This window comes from Fulvimarina manganoxydans (assembly GCF_900176465.1).
Lineage (GTDB): Bacteria > Pseudomonadota > Alphaproteobacteria > Rhizobiales > Rhizobiaceae > Fulvimarina > Fulvimarina manganoxydans.
In genome coordinates, this window is sequence record NZ_FWXR01000006.1 from 45,400 (window position 1) to 61,926 (window position 16,527).

Sequence of the window (16,527 nt, forward strand, 5' to 3'; positions counted from 1 at the left end):
GAGCCATGACCACGGATCTGAAGACCCTTGCGGGAACGTTGAATGCCGAGTTCCCCGCGCTGTCTCCGCTCGATCGTCTGAAGCGGCTGCGCGAAGCCGTCTCCGGGCGGCTGGTCTTCACGACCAGCCTGGGCATCGAGGACCAGATGATTACCCATCTGATCTTCTCGAACGCCATCAAGATCGAGGTCGTCACGCTCGATACGGGCCGGCTCTTTCCCGAGAGCTACGAGGTCTGGCGGCGCACCGAGGAGACTTACGGCAAGCGGATCCACGCCAAATATCCGCAGGCCGAGGCGCTCGAAAATCTTATCGAGGAGCAGGGGATCGACGGCTTCTACCACGCCAAGGAGTTCCGCCTGAACTGCTGCGGCGTGCGCAAGATCGAGCCGCTCGGCCGGGCGCTTGCCGGCGCCAATGGCTGGGTCACCGGCCTTCGGGCCGATCAGTCCGCCAATCGCCACGACATGGATTTCGCCGGTTACGATTCCGTGCGCGGTCTGATCAAGGCCAATCCAATCTTCGACTGGTCCCGAGAGGACGTCGCCGCCTTCACAAAGGAGAACGGCGTGCCGGTCAATGTCCTGCACGACCAGGGCTTCCTGTCGATCGGCTGCGCGCCCTGTACGCGCGCGCTGGAACCCGGCGAGCCGGAGCGGGCAGGGCGTTGGTGGTGGGAAGACGACACCAAGCGCGAATGTGGCCTGCATGTGCCGGGCGCGAGCGAAGGCGTTCGATCCCCCGTTCAAGCCTAACGGCGCCGAGGCGGCTCAGGTCCGATTGCGGGGTTTCATTCTCGGGCTCGGGCCGGGTTAACGACGGGCGTCGGTATTCGCAACTTTAGATAAATATCAGCGCCTCATGCGGGCGCTATCGATACGATATGACGAGCCGCCGCCGACGCGGCCACCGACAGACCGCAAGCGACGAGATGCTGGCGGTCCAAACAGCCAAAGGCTCAGTGCCATGAAGCATATGACGCATCTGCAAAGGCTCGAAGCCGAGTCGATCTTCATCATCCGCGAGGTGGCGGCGAGTGCCGAGAACCCGGTGATGCTCTATTCGATCGGCAAGGATTCGGCGGTGATGCTGCATCTCGCCATGAAGGCGTTCGCCCCCGGCAAGCCGCCATTCCCGCTGCTCCATGTGGATACCACTTGGAAGTTCCGGGAGATGATCGAATTCCGCGATCGGCGTGCCAAGGAGCTGGGCATCGATCTGATCGTCCACACCAATCAGCAAGGTGTCGAAGCCGGCATCAATCCCTTCGATTCCGGCTCCCGCGTCCATACGGATGTGATGAAGACCGAGGCGCTCAAGCAGGCTTTGAACAAATACAAGTTCGACGCGGCCTTCGGTGGCGCGAGGCGCGACGAGGAAAAGAGCCGCGCCAAGGAGCGCGTCTTTTCCCTGCGCTCGGCCGAGCATCGCTGGGACGCCAAGAACCAGCGCCCGGAGCCTTGGCGGCTGTTCAACACCCGCAAGAAGAATGGCGAGAGCTTCCGCGTCTTCCCGCTGTCCAATTGGACCGAGCAGGATGTCTGGGACTATATCGCGATCGAGAACATCCCCGTGGTGCCGCTCTATTTCGCCGCGCCTCGGCCGATCGTGAAGCGCGACGGCGCGCTGATCATGCGCGACGACGATCGCATGAAGCTTCAGCCCGGCGAGACGATCGAGACCATGATGGTCCGCTTCCGCACGCTCGGCTGCTACCCGCTGACCGGTGCCGTCGAGTCCGAGGCTGCCACCCTCGAAGAGGTGATCGCCGAGATGCGCGGCTCGCGCGTCTCCGAGCGCCAGGGCCGCGTGATCGATCGCGATTCCGGCGCCTCGATGGAAGAGAAGAAGCAGGAAGGCTATTTCTGATGACGACCAACGCTCTGCGTTCGAACCGCCTTCCCGACGAAGCGGACGAGGCGACTGCCGCACCCGCCGCCGCTCTGGAAGACGAAACCTTTGCCGGTCCCGCCCCGGACGATGCGGCGCTGCGCCCGAGCATCGTCGATCCGCAAGCGGGGATCGAGCCGGTGGTCGCGCCGGCGGCCTCGCTCCTGCGCTTCATCACCTGTGGGTCGGTGGACGACGGCAAGTCGACCCTGATCGGCCGTCTTCTCTATGAGACCAACGCGGTCTTCGACGACCAGATGGAGGCGCTCGAAAAAGACTCCAAGAAGTTCGGCACGACGGGCGGCGATCTCGACTTCGCCCTTCTCGTCGACGGGCTTTCGGCCGAGCGCGAACAGGGCATCACCATCGATGTCGCCTATCGCTATTTCTCGACCGGCAATCGCGCTTTCATCATCGCCGATACGCCGGGCCACGAGCAATATACGCGCAATATGGCGACGGGTGCTTCCCAGGCCGAACTCGCGGTGATCCTGGTCGATGCGCGCAAGGGCATTCTGCCCCAGACGCGGCGCCACTCCTTCATCACTTCGCTGGTCGGCATCAAGTCGGTGGTCATCGCCATCAACAAGATGGATCTTGTCGATTTCGCCGAGGAGCGGTTCGAGGCGATCAAGCGCGACTATGAGGCGATCCTGCCTTCGCTGGGCTTCACGGACGTCGCTTACATCCCGCTTTCGGCCAAGAATGGCGACAACATCGTCAAGCGTTCGCCGAACACGCCCTGGTATGATGGCGAGACCCTGCTTCAGCATCTGGAGCGCGTCGAGCCGAAGACCTTCGAGGCCGATGGCGGCCCGTTCCGTCTGCCTGTCCAATGGGTGAACCGGCCCAATCTCGACTTTCGCGGCTTTTGCGGAACGGTGGCGAGCGGGCGCGTTAAGGCGGGCGATGCGGTAATCTCGCTGCCCTCCGGCCAGCGCACGAGCGTCAAGGCGGTGTGGAGCCCAGATGGCGAGACGAGTGAGGCCCGCACGGGCGACGCGATCACCTTGACGCTCACCGAAGAGGTGGACGTCTCGCGCGGCGACGTGCTGGTGGCGGCCTCCGATATGGTGCGGCCGGTCAAGACGCTCGATGCGACGATCCTCTGGATGGTCGATCGCGCCCTCGTCCAGGGCGGGCGCTTCGTCGCCAAGATCGGTTCGCATCAGACGCCGGCGACGGTGCGCAGCCTCGACGGCTCGTTCGATATTCATTCCTATGAGCTCAAAAGCGCCAATGCGCTTCTGATGAATGAAATCGGCAAGGTGACGGTCGCCTTCGATCGGCCGCCGGTCGCCACGACCTATGAGGAGAATCGCGAACTCGGCGCCTTCATCCTCATCGATCAGCTAACCAATGAGACGGTCGCGCTCGGCATCGTCACCGCCATTCCGCAAGCCGCTAGCGCTTCGACGCCGAGCGGCCCCGACAGCGCCAATGCGGACAAGGGCGTCGATGGCCTGAAAGCCCTATGGTATGGCGAGGCGAGCGGCGATAAGGCGGCGACGAGCCGCCTCCTGAAGCTGCGCGGCGTCACCGCCGCCGTCCTCTTCGTGCTTGCCGTGCTCTTCACCATGCCGGTCTGGGGTGCTCTGCTTCTCGCCGCGATCGACTTTGCCGGGCGCCCGCTTCTCTATGCGCTCATCGACCGGACCGGTGGCAGAGACGGCAGATCGGCCAAGGAGACGAAGTCGTCCCTGCTTCGGGACGGGGAGGGCATATGATCGATCTCTTTTCGAGACGTCGTTTCGCCGAGTGTCATGCAGCGCCCTGTCAGGGCGCCGATCGTCAGGGCGACGCCCATCGACAGCTGGAAAAGCGCATTCAACACGAGAAGCGGATCAACGCTCTCTATGTCGCCTTCGCCGCGACCGCCTTTCTGGCCTTCACCTTCGGCCTGATCGGATAGCGGGTCGCAGCTTTCGAAGGACGAGGAGGCGCCGGAAAGGTCGGCGCCTCCGCAACGACCGAGCGATCAGCGATTCTTGAATTGCGGGCTGCGCTTCTGGACGAAGGCAGCCATGCCCTCGCTCTGGTCGTCCGTCGCAAAGGTCGCGTGGAAGAGGCGGCGCTCATATTTCAGGCCGGCATCGAGCGGCGTCTCGAAGGCCTGGAGCACCGACTCCTTGGCCGACATCACCGCCGGCAGCGAGAAGTCGGCGATCTTCTCGCCAATCTTCAAGGCGTCCTCGAGAAGGTCCGCCGTGGGGACTACGCGTGAGACCAAGCCGCAGCTTTCCGCTTCCGCCGCATCCATCAATCGGCCGGTCAGGACGAGATCCATGGTCTTGGCCTTGCCGATCGAACGGGCAAGGCGCTGAGTGCCGCCCATGCCCGGCAGGATGCCGAGGGTAATTTCGGGCTGCCCGAATTTGGCGTTTTCCGCCGCGATCACGATGTCGCACATGGCTGCGACCTCGCAGCCACCGCCGAGCGCATAGCCCGATACGGCCGCGATCAACGGTTTGCGGACCTCCGTCAGCCGATCCCAGCCGCGCCAGAGATCGGCGAGATAAGCTTCCGAATAGCCGAGCTTTTCCATCTCCTTGACGTCGGCGCCGGCGGCGAAGGCCTTCTCCGAACCGGTGAGGACGATGGCGCCAATCTTGGCGTCGCCGTCGAAATCCGCGGCCGCCTGACAAATCTCGCGCATCATCAGCTGGCTGAGCGCATTCATCGCCTTCGGCCGGTTGAGGGTGATCAATCCGACGCGCCCGCGGGGCTCCGCCTTGATCGTTTCATACGCCATGCAGTCTCGTCTCCGTTCCATATGAGGGCGCCCCGAACCGCTTTGGGCTCGCGGTGCGTGGGCCGCGCCGATTCCGTGAAGAATGAGTGGCCCATTCGGTCCGCGATTGCAAAGCGTCCACCCTGCTCGGAATATGCCTTCAGCCCAGCAATATAGGGTCGAGGATCTGTCGGCGATCAAGGCGAGACGAAAGCGTCGGGCGCGTTACCCGCCTAAATTGACCGCATCGACGGCTTTGCGAACGATCCTCAGATGATCGCGCATGGCGCTCGCGGCGCGCTCGCCATCACCCTCGATGATCGCATCGACGATCTTGGCATGTTCGCGATGCGAGGCTTCCGGCCGCTGGAAGGCTTCGAATTGCAGGTTACGGAAGGGGGCAAGGCGACGGCGCACGGCCAGCGTGGTCGCCTCAAGGAAGGAGTTGCCGGAGCCGGCATAGATCGCGGTGTGAAAACGCTCGTTATGGGCCCGATAGGCCTCCACATCGTTGGTCTTCGCCGCGTCCTCTCCCTCATGATGCAGCGCCATCAGCTCGCTCAGAGCTGACCCTTGTAGATGGCTGGCGCAAAGGCGTGCACAGAGCGCTTCGAGTTCGGCCATAACGACGAAGGTCTCGTCGAGTTGCCGATCGGTCAGGGTCGTGACGATCGTGCCGCGATGGGGGCGCGACAATGCAAGGCCATTGGTCTCGAGTTGGCGCAGCGCCTCGCGAACCGGTGTTCGCGAAACGCCGAACTCGCTGGCGAGCGAAGTCTCGTCCAGCGGGTCGCCCGGTTTCAGGATCCCATGAACGATCCTGTCGGCCAGGACCTCATGGATCATATTGGTCGATGTGCGCTTCTTCACATCTTCTCATGTGGCGCTCGCCCGTTGGCGTCAAGCCGCGACAGTGCGGGAGTGTCGATAGGCGCGCCATCCCCCGAAATGCGTAATGTCTTCCGCATTTCGCGTCGCTTCATATTCGCAGATGAAGCCACTGATCGACCGTCCGTCGGAGAGCGTGATCTTGCCGATCCCGAGAGGCGCCGGAATGGCCGCCACGAAGGAGGCGAAGGCGGTCGGCGACATCGACCAGATTTCGAGCGCGATCCCTTCGCCGGAGGCGGCCGGGTCGGCGAGAAGGCCGGGCTTGGGTGGTGTCGTCGCAAGCGCGAAGAGCCGGTAATGGGGCGCAGTCCGCGCCTCTTCGACAAAAGTCGCACCGCGCGTCGTCAGTTCGTGATTGAGAGCCATGCCGGAGAGATGGGCGCCGACCACGGCGATCTCGATCCGGCTGGGCTCGACGCCGTCCGCTGGCGAAGGGGCGGGAAGCGAGGGTGGCGCGAAGGCTCGATCGAGGCCGGAGCCGGTGCCCACTTTTTCATGCATCGCCGAGGCGAAGGCGGCGAGCGCTTCGTCTGTGTCGCAAGGGGCGACCAACTGGACGCCGAAGGGCAATCCGGCCTCCATGAAGCCCGCCGGCACCGCGATCGCCGCGCAGCCGAAGAAATTGGCGAAATTGGTGAAGCGACCGAAGCGGGCGTTGAGTGCCAGCGGATCGGCGCGCATCGCCTCGACGCTCTGGATGTCCGGCGATGTCGGGAGCATCAAGGCGTCGACCTTGGCCCATTCGGCTTCTGCCTCGCGGCGCAGCGCCTCCAGGCGATAGGCGCCGCGAAAGGCGTCGACGGCGCTCATCCCCTGTGCGCCCTCGATGATCGTTCGAACGGCCGGATCGATACTGTCGGGTGTTTCGGCGTGGAAGCTCTCGATCGCGGCAAGGCGTTCGGCGACCCAGGGCCCCTCGTAAAGAAGCGAGGCGGCTTCGCGGAATGGTCGATAGTCGAATTCGACGATCCGCGCGCCAAGGCTCGCCGCCCGTTCGATCGCGGTTTCATAGAGCGCTCGATAGGCCTCGTTGCCGTAGAATTCGCGCTCCTCCGCGCTCGGCACGCCGATGGTGAGGCTCGAGGGCAGGGGCGTTTCGGCAAAGCGCCGCGCATAGGCGTCGGCCGGGTCGAACCCTTCCGCGACCTGGCGTGCCGCGATCCCGTCGGCGACGCTTGCGGCAAAGACCGTAACGACGTCGATCGTCCGGCAGGCGGGGACGACGCCGCTGGTCGAGACACGGCCGGGCGACGGTTTGATGCCGACGATATTGTTGAAGGCTGCCGGCACGCGCCCTGAACCGGCCGTGTCCGTTCCGAGCGCGAAGGCGGCAAGCCCCGCAGCGACGGCGACCGCCGATCCCGAGCTCGAACCGCCCGAGACGTAAGCCGCGTCGAAGACGCAGCGCGGCGCGCCATAGGGCGAGCGGGTGCCGTTGAGGCCGGTGGCGAACTGGTCGAGATTGGTCTTGCCGATAACGATGGCCCCGGCGGCTCTGAGCCGCGCGACCACTGTGGCATCGGTCTCGGCAAGATAAGCGAAATCCGGACAGGCGGCCGTCGTCGGCATGCCGGCGACGTCGATATTGTCTTTCACCGCGAAGGGCAGGCCCCAGAGTGGCAGGCTGGACGGATCGGGCGCTCGAGTGATCAGGGCCTCGGCCTCGGCGATCAGTTCGGCGCGGCTCACCTTGTGGATGAAGGCCGCTGGATCGCAGCCCTCCATGCGATCGGCGATCGTGTTCATGACCTCGGCCGGCTTGGTGCCTGCATGATAAAGGGCTTTGAGGCTCGCGAAATCGAGGATGGTCGGCAGGTCGGTCATCATTCCCTCTCCAGGGGCATTGGTCATTCTTGGTTGTTAGAGGATTGCGGCCTGACGGGGGCGGGCGCTCCGGCCTTCGGTCGCGCGAAAAGGCCCGAATGGCGCAGAGGATCAGCCTTCGTCCTCGATGATCCGAACCGGCGCGGCCCAGGAAATCAACACGACGCAGCCGGTCTCGGACCAGACGCGATGGCGTGAGCCGGCCGCGTTGATCACCACGTCGCCGGCCTTGTAGGTGCCGGCGTCGTCCGACTGGGAGCCGGACAGGACGCAGATCGTCTCCAGGCCAGTATGTTCGTGCAGCGGCACGCGCGCGCCGGGCTCATAGCGCAGAAGCGCGAGGGCCGGCCCGTCGCCGCCATCGGAGCGATGGAGATGGGCGATCTCGACGCCCTCCCGGAAGGGCTCGAAGGTGATGCTCGAAAGGTCGAGCGTGAGGAGGCCAGGGAACAGGGCGGGCATTGGCGGTCAGGCTCCCTCGGTCGTCAGCGGCATCGCGGTCTCGAGTGTCGTGCCGCCGAGCCCTTCAAGGATCGCATCGACCGGCGCAGCCCAGCCGACGATCGCCCCTTGCGCCGTCATCATGTCGATCGCGGTTTTCTTGAAATCGGGGAAGTAGCTCGCGGTCGCATCCTCCGCGATTAGGCATTCGAAGCCGCGATCATTCGCCTCGCGCATGGTGGTCTGAACGCAGACTTCCGTCGTGACCCCGGCGAAGACGAGTTGGGATATGCCGAGACGGGCGAGGTGCTCGCCAAGGTCCGTCGCATGGAAGGCGCCCTTGCCCGGCTTATCGACGACGATTTCGCCTTCGATCGGAAACAGCTCCGGCACGATTTCGGCGCCCGGCTCGCCGGCGATCAGAATGCGACCCATCGGCCCGTCATCGCCGATCCTGAGGCCCGGCGCCCCGCGCAGGCGCTTGGCGGGCGGGCAGTCCGACAGATCCGGCTGATGACATTCGCGCGTGTGAATGACCGGCAAGCCGGCGCTTCGGAAGCCTGCGATGAGCCGCTGTGTCGCCGGGACGATCGCCTGAAGATGGGTGACATCGTTGCCGAGACTTTCGCCGAAGCCACCGGGCTCCAGGAAATCGCGTTGCATGTCGATGACGATCAGCGCCGTGCGTCCGGGATCGAGATCGAGGTCGAAGGGTCGTGCTGGAACGCGTCCCATCAGTGATGTCCTGCCATATGGGCGCCGATGCGCGTGGTATCGACCGCATCACCGCCCGCGCATTCGAAGACGATGCGCCCCTCGAACATCACGCAGATCCGGTCCGAAAGCGCGACGATCTCGTCGAGATCTTCTGAAACGAGGAGAACCGCCGTTCCCCGGTTTCGTGCGGCGATCAGCTGGGCCCTTATGTCCGCGACCGCGCCGAAATCGAGGCCGAAACAGGGATTGGCGGCGACAAGGAGATCGGTCTCGCCGGCAAGTTCGCGCGCCAGAACCGCCCGCTGGACATTGCCGCCGGACAGGGTCTGGATCGGGGCCGAGGGGCCTTGCGTCTTGATCGAATAAACCTCGATCAGCTCTTGCGCGCGCTGGAGCATGCGCTTCTTGTCGAGGAGGCGGATTTTCGATCCCGAGGCGTCACGATCGAAGGTTCGGAAGGCGATGTTGTCGGAGACGCTCATGCGCCCGACACAGGCATTGCGGAGGGGCTCCTCCGGCAGGCAGCGCACCTTCATCGCCTGGGCCGTCGCGCGGCTCGCATCATAGGGCTCGCCCTTCACCCTGATCTCGCCGGAGGTTTTCTGAGCCTGACCGGAGATGAGTTCGACGAGCCGGGTCTGGCCATTGCCCGAAATGCCGGCAATGCCGACGATCTCGCCGCCATGAACCACCAGTTCCTCGATGGCGAGCGAGCCGCGCGTGCCGCTATCGCCTGATCGCACCCCCTTCAGTGCGAGCACCGGCTCGGCACTTTTCGGATTTTCGTCCCGGCCCGGCGCTTGCGTCAATTCGCGCTCGCCGATCATCAGAGCCGCCATCTCCTTCGTGGAAAGATCGGCGACGAGGCCTTCGCCCACCTTGGCGCCTTTCCGCAGAACGGTGACCCGGTCGCAAAAGGCCGTCACTTCTGAGAATTTGTGGGTGATGAGAAGGACGGCCATGCCCGTCTCGCTGGCGCGGGCTCGGAGGAACCCCAGAACCTGGCGTGCCTCCTCGGGCGTCAGAACCGATGTCGGCTCGTCGAGGACGAGGATGCGGCTCTTGAGATAAAGCTGCTTGAGGATTTCCGTCTTCTGGCGCTCGCCGGAGGACAGCCGGTCGACAGGCGTGTCGAGCGGCACTTTCAGGGGCATGGTTTCCAGAAAGGCCGAAAGGGCCTTTCGCTCTTTCGCCCAATTGACGACACTCGGCACATCGACCCGCGACATGACGAGATTTTCAAGGACGGTCATGGCCGGGACGAGAGTGAAATGCTGATAGACCATGCCGATGCCCAGACGGCGGGCATCGCGCGGATTGGCGATCGTCACTTCCCGATCGTCGAGGACGACGGCCCCGCCATCGGGGTGGTAATAGCCGAGCATGGATTTGACCAAGGTCGACTTTCCCGCGCCGTTTTCGCCCAGAAGCGCGTGGAACTCGCCGGCCATGAGGGCGATCGTCACATCATTGAGCGCTGTGAAAGCGCCGAAGCGCTTCGTCAGCCCGACGGCTTCGAGGATGGGGCGTTCGGCTCGGGCCTGCGACGGCGAGACCTCGCTTGCTCCAACATCGTCGAAACGCTCGGCAACAGAGACAGCGCTCATGCGAAAACTCCTTCCTTGCGTTCTGCGATGATCGCGACCGGACCGCCGCCATTGGGACCCTGATGCTCGGCGCCGCCGGAGACGAAGATTTCGCTCGTGCCCACAAGCGAGGCGAGAACCCCGCCGACGAAGGCGCGCGCATGGCGCGTCGCCGCGATGTCGCTGTCGTCGAGCATGGTGTGACGGGCGCCGCGCAAGGACCCCGAGCTCGACGGCTCGGCTTTGGCCAGAAGCGCGGCAAGGCGCGGCCGCTCCGCCTCGGACAGCTGTCCGTCGGCAACAAAGCCGACGCGCTTCAAGGCCGCTCGGACCGGCTCGATGTCGATCCCGTCCGCCATGACGGCATGATCGATCATCAGGGGCCCGCACCAATTTGCGCTCATGCCGAGGACGACGATCTCATGATTGAGGAGTTCGACACCCGCCGATGTGCTGGCGCGGGCGGAGAAGAGATCGAACCGGTTGCCGATTGCCGCTTCTGGAATGTCCTCGATGGACAATTCGCCCAACGCCACAGCGACGCCGAGCGCCGATGCGCCACGCGACAGACCCATGGATTTCAGCGTGTCGCGCGTTGCGATGGACGCCCCGCGCCGGTCGGCTTCGGCCATGCGCTCGCCGGTCAGCAAGGGGCATTTGATCTGGACGAAGTGAATATCGGCCGGGTTGGCGATACCGGCATCGGCCATGGCGCGACGCACGCCGTCCGCCACCATCTCGACCTGGTCCAGCCGGCCGATCGCTTCCGGGGTGATGTCGCCCGTCTGTGCGCTGCCGATGGCAAGGGCCGGTGAGGAACTCGGCTCAGCCGTCCCGCGCTCCAAGACGACGAGGTGCGGGGACAGCGCGCCTTCGGTTCCGCCCGACATGACATAGGCGATGCGGGAGACGGATTCCGGCTCCAGATGATCGGCGAGTGCCGATCTGAGGGCGCTGACGGCAAAGGCGCGGGTAAAATCGTTGACGCAGCCATTGCCCTCGGTCTTGCCGAGGATCGCGACGATCCCACGCGGATCGATGTGCCCGGCCTCGATCGCCTGCCGGAGCGCCGACACGTCGTCCGGAGCCTTCGTGGCGAGCCGATGAACCCGCGCCTGACGCATCATGCCAGCGCGTCCATCAGCGCGGTGCTCGTCGCGACCGCACCGAAGACGCCGCCCTGCATCTTCACCATGTCGAGGGCGGCGAGGTGGTTCTCCATCTTGGTGGCCGCCGTGCAGTCCGACAGGATGAGGCATTCATAGCCGCGATCGTTTGCATCGCGCATGGTGGTGTGGACGCAGACATCGGTGGTGACGCCGCAAAGGACGATGTTGCGGATCCGCTTGGTCTGGAGAACGAGATCGAAATCGGTGGCCAGGAACGATCCCTTTCCCGGCTTGTCGATGATCGCCTCGCCGGCGATCGGCTGAAGCTCGGGAATGATCTCCCAGCCCGGCTCGCCGCGCACGAGAATCCGCCCGCAGGGGCCCTGGTCGCCGATGCCTGCGCCGATCCGCTGGGAGCGCCAGCGCTTGTTGGCAGGCAAGTCCGAGAGGTCCGGCTTGTGGCCCTCGCGGGTGTGGATGATGGTCAGATCCCGGGCGCGGGCGAATGCGAGGAGTTTCGCGATCGGCTCGATCGGGGCACGGGTGAGCGAGATGTCGTAGCCCATGGAATCGACGTAGCCGCCGGGCGCGCAGAAATCGACCTGCATGTCGATGACGACGATGGCCGTGTTTTCTAGCCTCAGATCGCCGTCGAAGGGCCAGGGATAGGGATCGGACGCGATCGTTCGCCCATTCTCGACCATGGCGGCGTCGATGCGTTCATCGAGGGTTGCGGACATCAGCGAATTCCTTCTCGGTTCAGAGCGCATCGGGCGGGGGGCGGCGATCGACGAGGGCCGGGAGCCGTCATCCCTTTTCCGGCGTCGGGCGAGGACACCATCGTGATCACTCCGCCGCGTCCTTGAAGCGCTCGCCGTAAAGGCGCGTCGGGGCCGGGAAGCCGCAAGACGTGCCGTCGGTGACCTTGACCTCTTCTTCCCATGGGAGGCGATAGGTCCCCGCGACCATGTCGTGCATGAAGCTGTAGGGGCAGTCCTTTGCCCCGCCCTTCACCGCCACATAGCCGCGATGGCCGAGCTGGTAGATGTTGTTCTCGACGCCCCAGCCGGCCCGCGCCTCGCGCACGAGATCCGGGCGCACCTCGGCGGTGATGATCTCGTTCGCCCGGCCCGTCGTGCCATGGGCGATGACCGTGCCGTCGAAATCGACGATCATGCCTTCGCCCATGGAATCGAAGGTGCCGTCGGTGCCGCACATGCAGACATTGGCGGTGATCATGAGATTCTGAAAGGCGTTCGCCTGATTGGTAAAGCGCCAGCTCTCACGGATCGGCGCTGTATAGCCAGCGGTCCGCAGCATGATCTCGGCGCCCTTATAGGCGCATTCGCGGGCCATTTCGGGGAACATGCCGTCATGGCAGATGATCAGAGCGAGCTTCGAGCCCTTCGGCCCGTCAATGACCGGAATGCCCTTGTCGCCCGGCTCCCAGGGCTCGACCGGCACCCAGGGGTGGAGCTTGCGATAGTTGAGGACGATCTCCCCGGTATCATCGATAACGAGGCCGGTATTGTAGGGCATGCCGCCGGGGTTGAGCTCCATGATCGAGAAGCAGCCCCAGATGGCGTTGTCGACACAGGCCTTTCGGAAGGCGGCAACCTCCGGCCCATCGACCCGGCACATGATGTCCGGATTGATGTCCATCGAAAGGCCATGCAGGGCATATTCCGGGAAGACGACCAGATCCATCGTCCCGAGATTGCGTCGCGCCTTGGCGACCATGTCGACGATCACCTGTGTCTGCGCTTCAAGGTCTTCCGGCGTCTTCACGAGCGGAAGCTGGAGCTGCACGAGGCCGATGACGACGCCGTTTTCGGATTTGTTGAGTCCGCCGAGACCGTTCATCTCTTAAGCTCCCTTATTTCGTGATGGAGAGTTCGCGCGGCGCCCCTTCGAGGGCCTTGGTGCGCGAGGAGGTGAAGAAGAGGATGAGAAGGGTCAGCACGTAAGGCGCCGCATAGAAAAGATAGTAGCCCTCGGTGACGCCGACCGACTGGAGCGCCGGGCCGAGCGCGCCCGCCCCGCCGAAGAGGAGCGCGGCGCCGAAACAGGCGAGCGGGTTCCACCTTGCGAAGATGACGAGAGCGACGGCGATGAGGCCCTGGCCCGACGAGATCGCCTCGTTCCAGGAGCCCGGATAATAGAGCGAGAGATAGGCACCCGCGACGCCGGCCATGAAGCCGCCGAAAGCGGTGGCGCCGATCCTGACGGGAAGGATCGGATAGCCCATGGCGCGCGCCGCATCCGCGCTGTCGCCGACCATGCGAAGGACGAGGCCGATCTTGGTGCGCTTGAAGACGAAGAGAAGCGCGATCGCGATCAGAAGACCGATGACGAAGAGCGGGCTCACCTCCAGCGCGGCTCGCACCTGCGGCACGTCGGACCAGGCCCCGAGCGGGATCGCCGGGAGCATGGGCGCGGCCGGCTGGATCAGCGGCTTGCCGAAGAAGAAGGCAAGGCCCGTTCCGAGGAGCATCAGCGCGATGCCGACGGCGATGTCGTTGACCTTGGGCAGGGAGCAGAGAAACCCGTGCAGAAGGCCGAAAAGCACGCCGAACAACCCTGCGGCGAGGACGCCGAGCCAGGGCGAGCCGGTGAGATAGGCGCCGCCATAGCCGGCCATGGCGCCGAAGACGAGGGTGCCTTCGAGGCCGAGATTGATGCGGCCCGACTTCTCCGTCACGCATTCGCCTAGGCTGACGAAGAGGAACGGGGTCGAGACCCGGAGCATGCCGCCGAGAACGGCGAGGGGAACCGCCCAGAGGCCGAGATCGGCGTTCATTTCGCCTCTCCCGTGGTCTTCAGGCCGAGGGCCGGGAGAAGGCGGCCCGACAGGGTTTCGGAGACGAGGATCGCCACGAAGAGAATGCCCTGGAGAACGAGGACGGTCGCATCGGGCAGGTCCATGCGGCGCTGGACGAGTCCACCGGCAGCCCCGATGCCGCCGATGATGAGCGCCATCGGAATGATGGCGATCGGATTCTGGCGGGCGAGGAAAGCGATGAGAATGCCGGTATAGCCATAGCCGGCGATGAGGGAGGCATTCGCCGTGCCATGGATCGCCGCGACCTCGATCATGCCCGCGAGGCCGGCCGCCGCCCCGGCGGCGAAGGTGAAGGTGAGGATCAGACGGCCGACGGGAAGCCCTTGAACGGCTGCCGCCCGCGCGTTGCCACCGGCGATGCGCGCGGAAAAGCCGAAGGTCGTGCGCGACAGGACGAAGCCGGCGACGAGGCAGGCCAGAATGCCGACGACGAAGCCCCAATGGACGTCCATGCCGGGAATTTCGCCAATGCGCAGCTGATCGGCGAGCGGCGTCGTGGAGGGCTTGTTGAGGCTTGCCGGATCGCGCAGAGGCCCTTCGACAACATGCTGCATGAAGGCGATGGCGATATAGGCCATCAGAAGCGAGGCGATCGTCTCGTTGACGCCGCGATAATGGCGAAGCGCGCCGACCGCGCCGATCCAGACACCCCCGGCGCAAAGGCCGGCGAGCGCCATGACGGGCATGCCAATCAGGCCCGGCGCATCCGGCATGGCGGCGCCGATCGCCGCCGCCGCGAGCCCGCCGAGAACGAAGGCGCCTTCGCCGCCGATGACGACCAGGCCGAGCTGGGCGGGCAAGGCGACGCAGAGCGCGGTGAGAAGAAGGGGTGCTGCCCGCTGCATCGTGTTCTGGAGCGAGAACCAGGTTCCGAACCCGCCGCGATAGACGAGCTGATAGAACTCCACCGGCGACTTGCCGATCGCCAAGAGGAACAGGCCGAAGGCGAAAAGGCCCGCCAGAAGCGCAAGGATCGGGATCAGCACGGCTTCGAGCCGGCGGCGGGCCGACTCGCCGGCCCCTTTCGAAAGAGCCGCGCCGATCGGGGTGGGGCGGACGAAAGCCTGGGTCTCGCTCATGGCTTCGGCCCTTAGGAGGTCGATCCGAGGACGCCCTCGACGAGATAATCCATCGACTCCAGTTCGACCGCCGTCTCGGGATAGGCCTTGCCGGCCGCGACCACCTCGTTGCCCTTGTTGTCCTTGAGCGGCCCCTTGATGACGGCAAAGCCGCCCTTCATCACCTCAGCCTTCACGGTGTCGGTCTGGTTGCGCGCTGCCTCGGAAACGGCCGGGCCATAAGGGCTGGTCTTGACGAAACCCTCGACGAGGCCGCCGCGCACGAAATTCGGCAAGGCTCCCCCCGCCAGCGCCTTTTCTGCGAACATCTTATAGACGGTCGACCAGTTCCATTCGGCGCCGGTGAGATAGTGCTCGGGCGCGAGCGGAGCCTGGCTCGTATGATAGCCGCAGACGAAGGCCCCGCGCCCGGCCGCAGTCTGGACGAAGACCTTCGGGCTGTCGACGTGGCAGGTGAGAACGTCGGCGCCCTGGTCGATCAGGGCGTTGGTCGCTTCGGCCTCCTTGACAGGCTGGGCCCAGTCGCCGGTGAAGATGACCTGGGTGGTAATCTCGGGATCGACCGATTTCGCCCCGAGGGTGAAGGCGTTGATGTTCATCAGGACCTGGGGGATCGGCTTGGCGGCCACGAAGCCGAGACGCTTCGACTTCGTCTGATGGCCGGCGACGATGCCCGACAGATATTGCGCGGTGCCGATATAGCCGAAATAGGAGCCGGCATTCTTCGGATCGGCCTCGCTCCAGAGCCCGCCGCAATGGCGGAATTGGACGTCCGGGTAGTCGGCCGCCGTCTCCTTCACGAAGGGATTGTAATAGCCGAAGGAGGTCGGAAAGAGGAGCGAGGCGTCGTCGAGCTGGATCATCGATTCCATCGACTTCACGACGTCGTTGGATTCCGGAACGTTCTCCTCTTCGAGGACCGTGATCCCGTCCATCGCCTTGAGCGCCGCAGCTCCTTCCGCATGGCTCTGATTGTAGCCGAAATCGTCGCGCGGACCGACATAGATGAAACCGGCGGTCAGCGAGGCGGCCGCAGCCGGCGAGACCCGCATGAGAAGCGGGGCGGCGAGAAGCGCCGAACCCGAGATCAGCAATCGGCGGCGGTTAAGGGGCAGCATGGTCATCGATCATCTCCATTGTCCGACCCAACGGGCCTCAACAGAGATTGCATGCAATCACCGTGCCATAGGTGAAAGTTATTGTTTTCAGAGACTTACATAAAATCCGGTCTGCGTAAAATGATCAAAAAATAAGCGATCTGCCCAAGTTGCGCTAAGAGGCTGCCGTCTCGTGCATCATTCGCAATGGGGCTGGGTGAAGTCGGATGGGACCGGAAAGACTTGCCTGCCGATGGACGAATTCGGCGGGCCGTCCGGTGATAGGGGCGCCCGAACGATCCCCTTAAGCCTGTGGAAGC

Annotated in this window: 16 protein-coding genes; 4 read left to right on the plus strand and 12 right to left on the minus strand. The window is 64.6% G+C overall.

Going from position 1 to position 16,527, the window contains the following annotated elements:
- Nucleotides 1–5: 5 nt before the first annotated feature.
- The 4 genes from B9A15_RS08970 (at nucleotide 6) to B9A15_RS08985 (ending at nucleotide 3,802) form a co-directional block, all read left to right on the plus strand.
- The gene (locus tag B9A15_RS08970) at nucleotides 6–755 is read left to right on the plus strand and encodes a phosphoadenylyl-sulfate reductase (RefSeq protein ID WP_084409717.1); all 750 of its coding nucleotides are present in this window, start codon (nucleotides 6–8) and stop codon (nucleotides 753–755) included.
- Between the two features lie 211 nt (nucleotides 756–966).
- The gene (gene cysD, locus B9A15_RS08975) at nucleotides 967–1,869 is read left to right on the plus strand and encodes a sulfate adenylyltransferase subunit CysD (protein WP_084409718.1); all 903 of its coding nucleotides are present in this window, start codon (nucleotides 967–969) and stop codon (nucleotides 1,867–1,869) included.
- Nucleotides 1,869–3,617, plus strand: a complete 1,749-nt coding sequence (gene cysN, locus B9A15_RS08980) for a sulfate adenylyltransferase subunit CysN (protein WP_084409719.1) — start codon at nucleotides 1,869–1,871, stop codon at nucleotides 3,615–3,617. The genes cysD and cysN overlap by 1 nt, the downstream gene beginning before the upstream one ends.
- A complete protein-coding gene (locus B9A15_RS08985; RefSeq protein ID WP_084409720.1) occupies nucleotides 3,614–3,802 on the plus strand; it encodes a hypothetical protein in 189 nt (62 codons plus the stop codon). Before cysN ends, B9A15_RS08985 begins: the two co-directional genes overlap by 4 nt.
- Nucleotides 3,803–3,868: 66 nt before the next feature.
- Here the strand turns inward: B9A15_RS08985 and B9A15_RS08990 are convergent, their stop codons facing one another.
- From B9A15_RS08990 to B9A15_RS09045, 12 genes are all read right to left on the minus strand, one after another.
- Nucleotides 3,869–4,642 carry an enoyl-CoA hydratase gene (locus B9A15_RS08990; RefSeq protein ID WP_084409721.1) on the minus strand — a complete coding sequence of 258 codons (774 nt, stop codon included), beginning with the start codon at nucleotides 4,640–4,642 and terminating at the stop codon, nucleotides 3,869–3,871.
- 204 nt (nucleotides 4,643–4,846) lie between these two features.
- Nucleotides 4,847–5,491, minus strand: coding sequence for a GntR family transcriptional regulator (locus tag B9A15_RS08995; RefSeq protein ID WP_244556866.1), 645 nt, complete (start codon nucleotides 5,489–5,491; stop codon nucleotides 4,847–4,849).
- Between the two features lie 30 nt (nucleotides 5,492–5,521).
- Nucleotides 5,522–7,339, minus strand: a complete 1,818-nt coding sequence (gene atzF / locus B9A15_RS09000; RefSeq protein WP_244556867.1) for an allophanate hydrolase — start codon at nucleotides 7,337–7,339, stop codon at nucleotides 5,522–5,524.
- Between the two features lie 108 nt (nucleotides 7,340–7,447).
- Entirely contained in the window at nucleotides 7,448–7,798 is a 351-nt protein-coding gene (locus tag B9A15_RS09005) for a cupin domain-containing protein (protein ID WP_084409723.1), read from the minus strand.
- A gap of 6 nt (nucleotides 7,799–7,804) precedes the next feature.
- Nucleotides 7,805–8,512 carry a cysteine hydrolase family protein gene (locus B9A15_RS09010; RefSeq protein WP_084409724.1) on the minus strand — a complete coding sequence of 236 codons (708 nt, stop codon included), beginning with the start codon at nucleotides 8,510–8,512 and terminating at the stop codon, nucleotides 7,805–7,807.
- The gene (locus tag B9A15_RS09015; RefSeq protein WP_084409725.1) at nucleotides 8,512–10,101 is read right to left on the minus strand and encodes an ABC transporter ATP-binding protein; all 1,590 of its coding nucleotides are present in this window, start codon (nucleotides 10,099–10,101) and stop codon (nucleotides 8,512–8,514) included. Before B9A15_RS09015 ends, B9A15_RS09010 begins: the two co-directional genes overlap by 1 nt.
- Nucleotides 10,098–11,207 carry a cyanuric acid amidohydrolase gene (gene atzD / locus B9A15_RS09020; RefSeq protein WP_084409726.1) on the minus strand — a complete coding sequence of 370 codons (1,110 nt, stop codon included), beginning with the start codon at nucleotides 11,205–11,207 and terminating at the stop codon, nucleotides 10,098–10,100. Before atzD ends, B9A15_RS09015 begins: the two co-directional genes overlap by 4 nt.
- Nucleotides 11,204–11,929 carry a biuret amidohydrolase gene (biuH, locus tag B9A15_RS09025; RefSeq protein WP_139798295.1) on the minus strand — a complete coding sequence of 242 codons (726 nt, stop codon included), beginning with the start codon at nucleotides 11,927–11,929 and terminating at the stop codon, nucleotides 11,204–11,206. Before biuH ends, atzD begins: the two co-directional genes overlap by 4 nt.
- Before the next feature lie 106 nt (nucleotides 11,930–12,035).
- A complete protein-coding gene (locus B9A15_RS09030) occupies nucleotides 12,036–13,052 on the minus strand; it encodes a formamidase (protein WP_084409727.1) in 1,017 nt (338 codons plus the stop codon).
- 13 nt (nucleotides 13,053–13,065) lie between these two features.
- On the minus strand, nucleotides 13,066–13,989 hold the full coding sequence (locus B9A15_RS09035; RefSeq protein ID WP_084409728.1) for an ABC transporter permease: 924 nt from the start codon (nucleotides 13,987–13,989) through the stop codon (nucleotides 13,066–13,068).
- Nucleotides 13,986–15,110, minus strand: coding sequence for an ABC transporter permease (locus B9A15_RS09040; protein WP_084409729.1), 1,125 nt, complete (start codon nucleotides 15,108–15,110; stop codon nucleotides 13,986–13,988). Before B9A15_RS09040 ends, B9A15_RS09035 begins: the two co-directional genes overlap by 4 nt.
- A gap of 11 nt (nucleotides 15,111–15,121) precedes the next feature.
- Nucleotides 15,122–16,234 carry a BMP family ABC transporter substrate-binding protein gene (locus B9A15_RS09045; protein ID WP_084409730.1) on the minus strand — a complete coding sequence of 371 codons (1,113 nt, stop codon included), beginning with the start codon at nucleotides 16,232–16,234 and terminating at the stop codon, nucleotides 15,122–15,124.
- Between the last annotated feature and the right edge of the window lie 293 nt (nucleotides 16,235–16,527).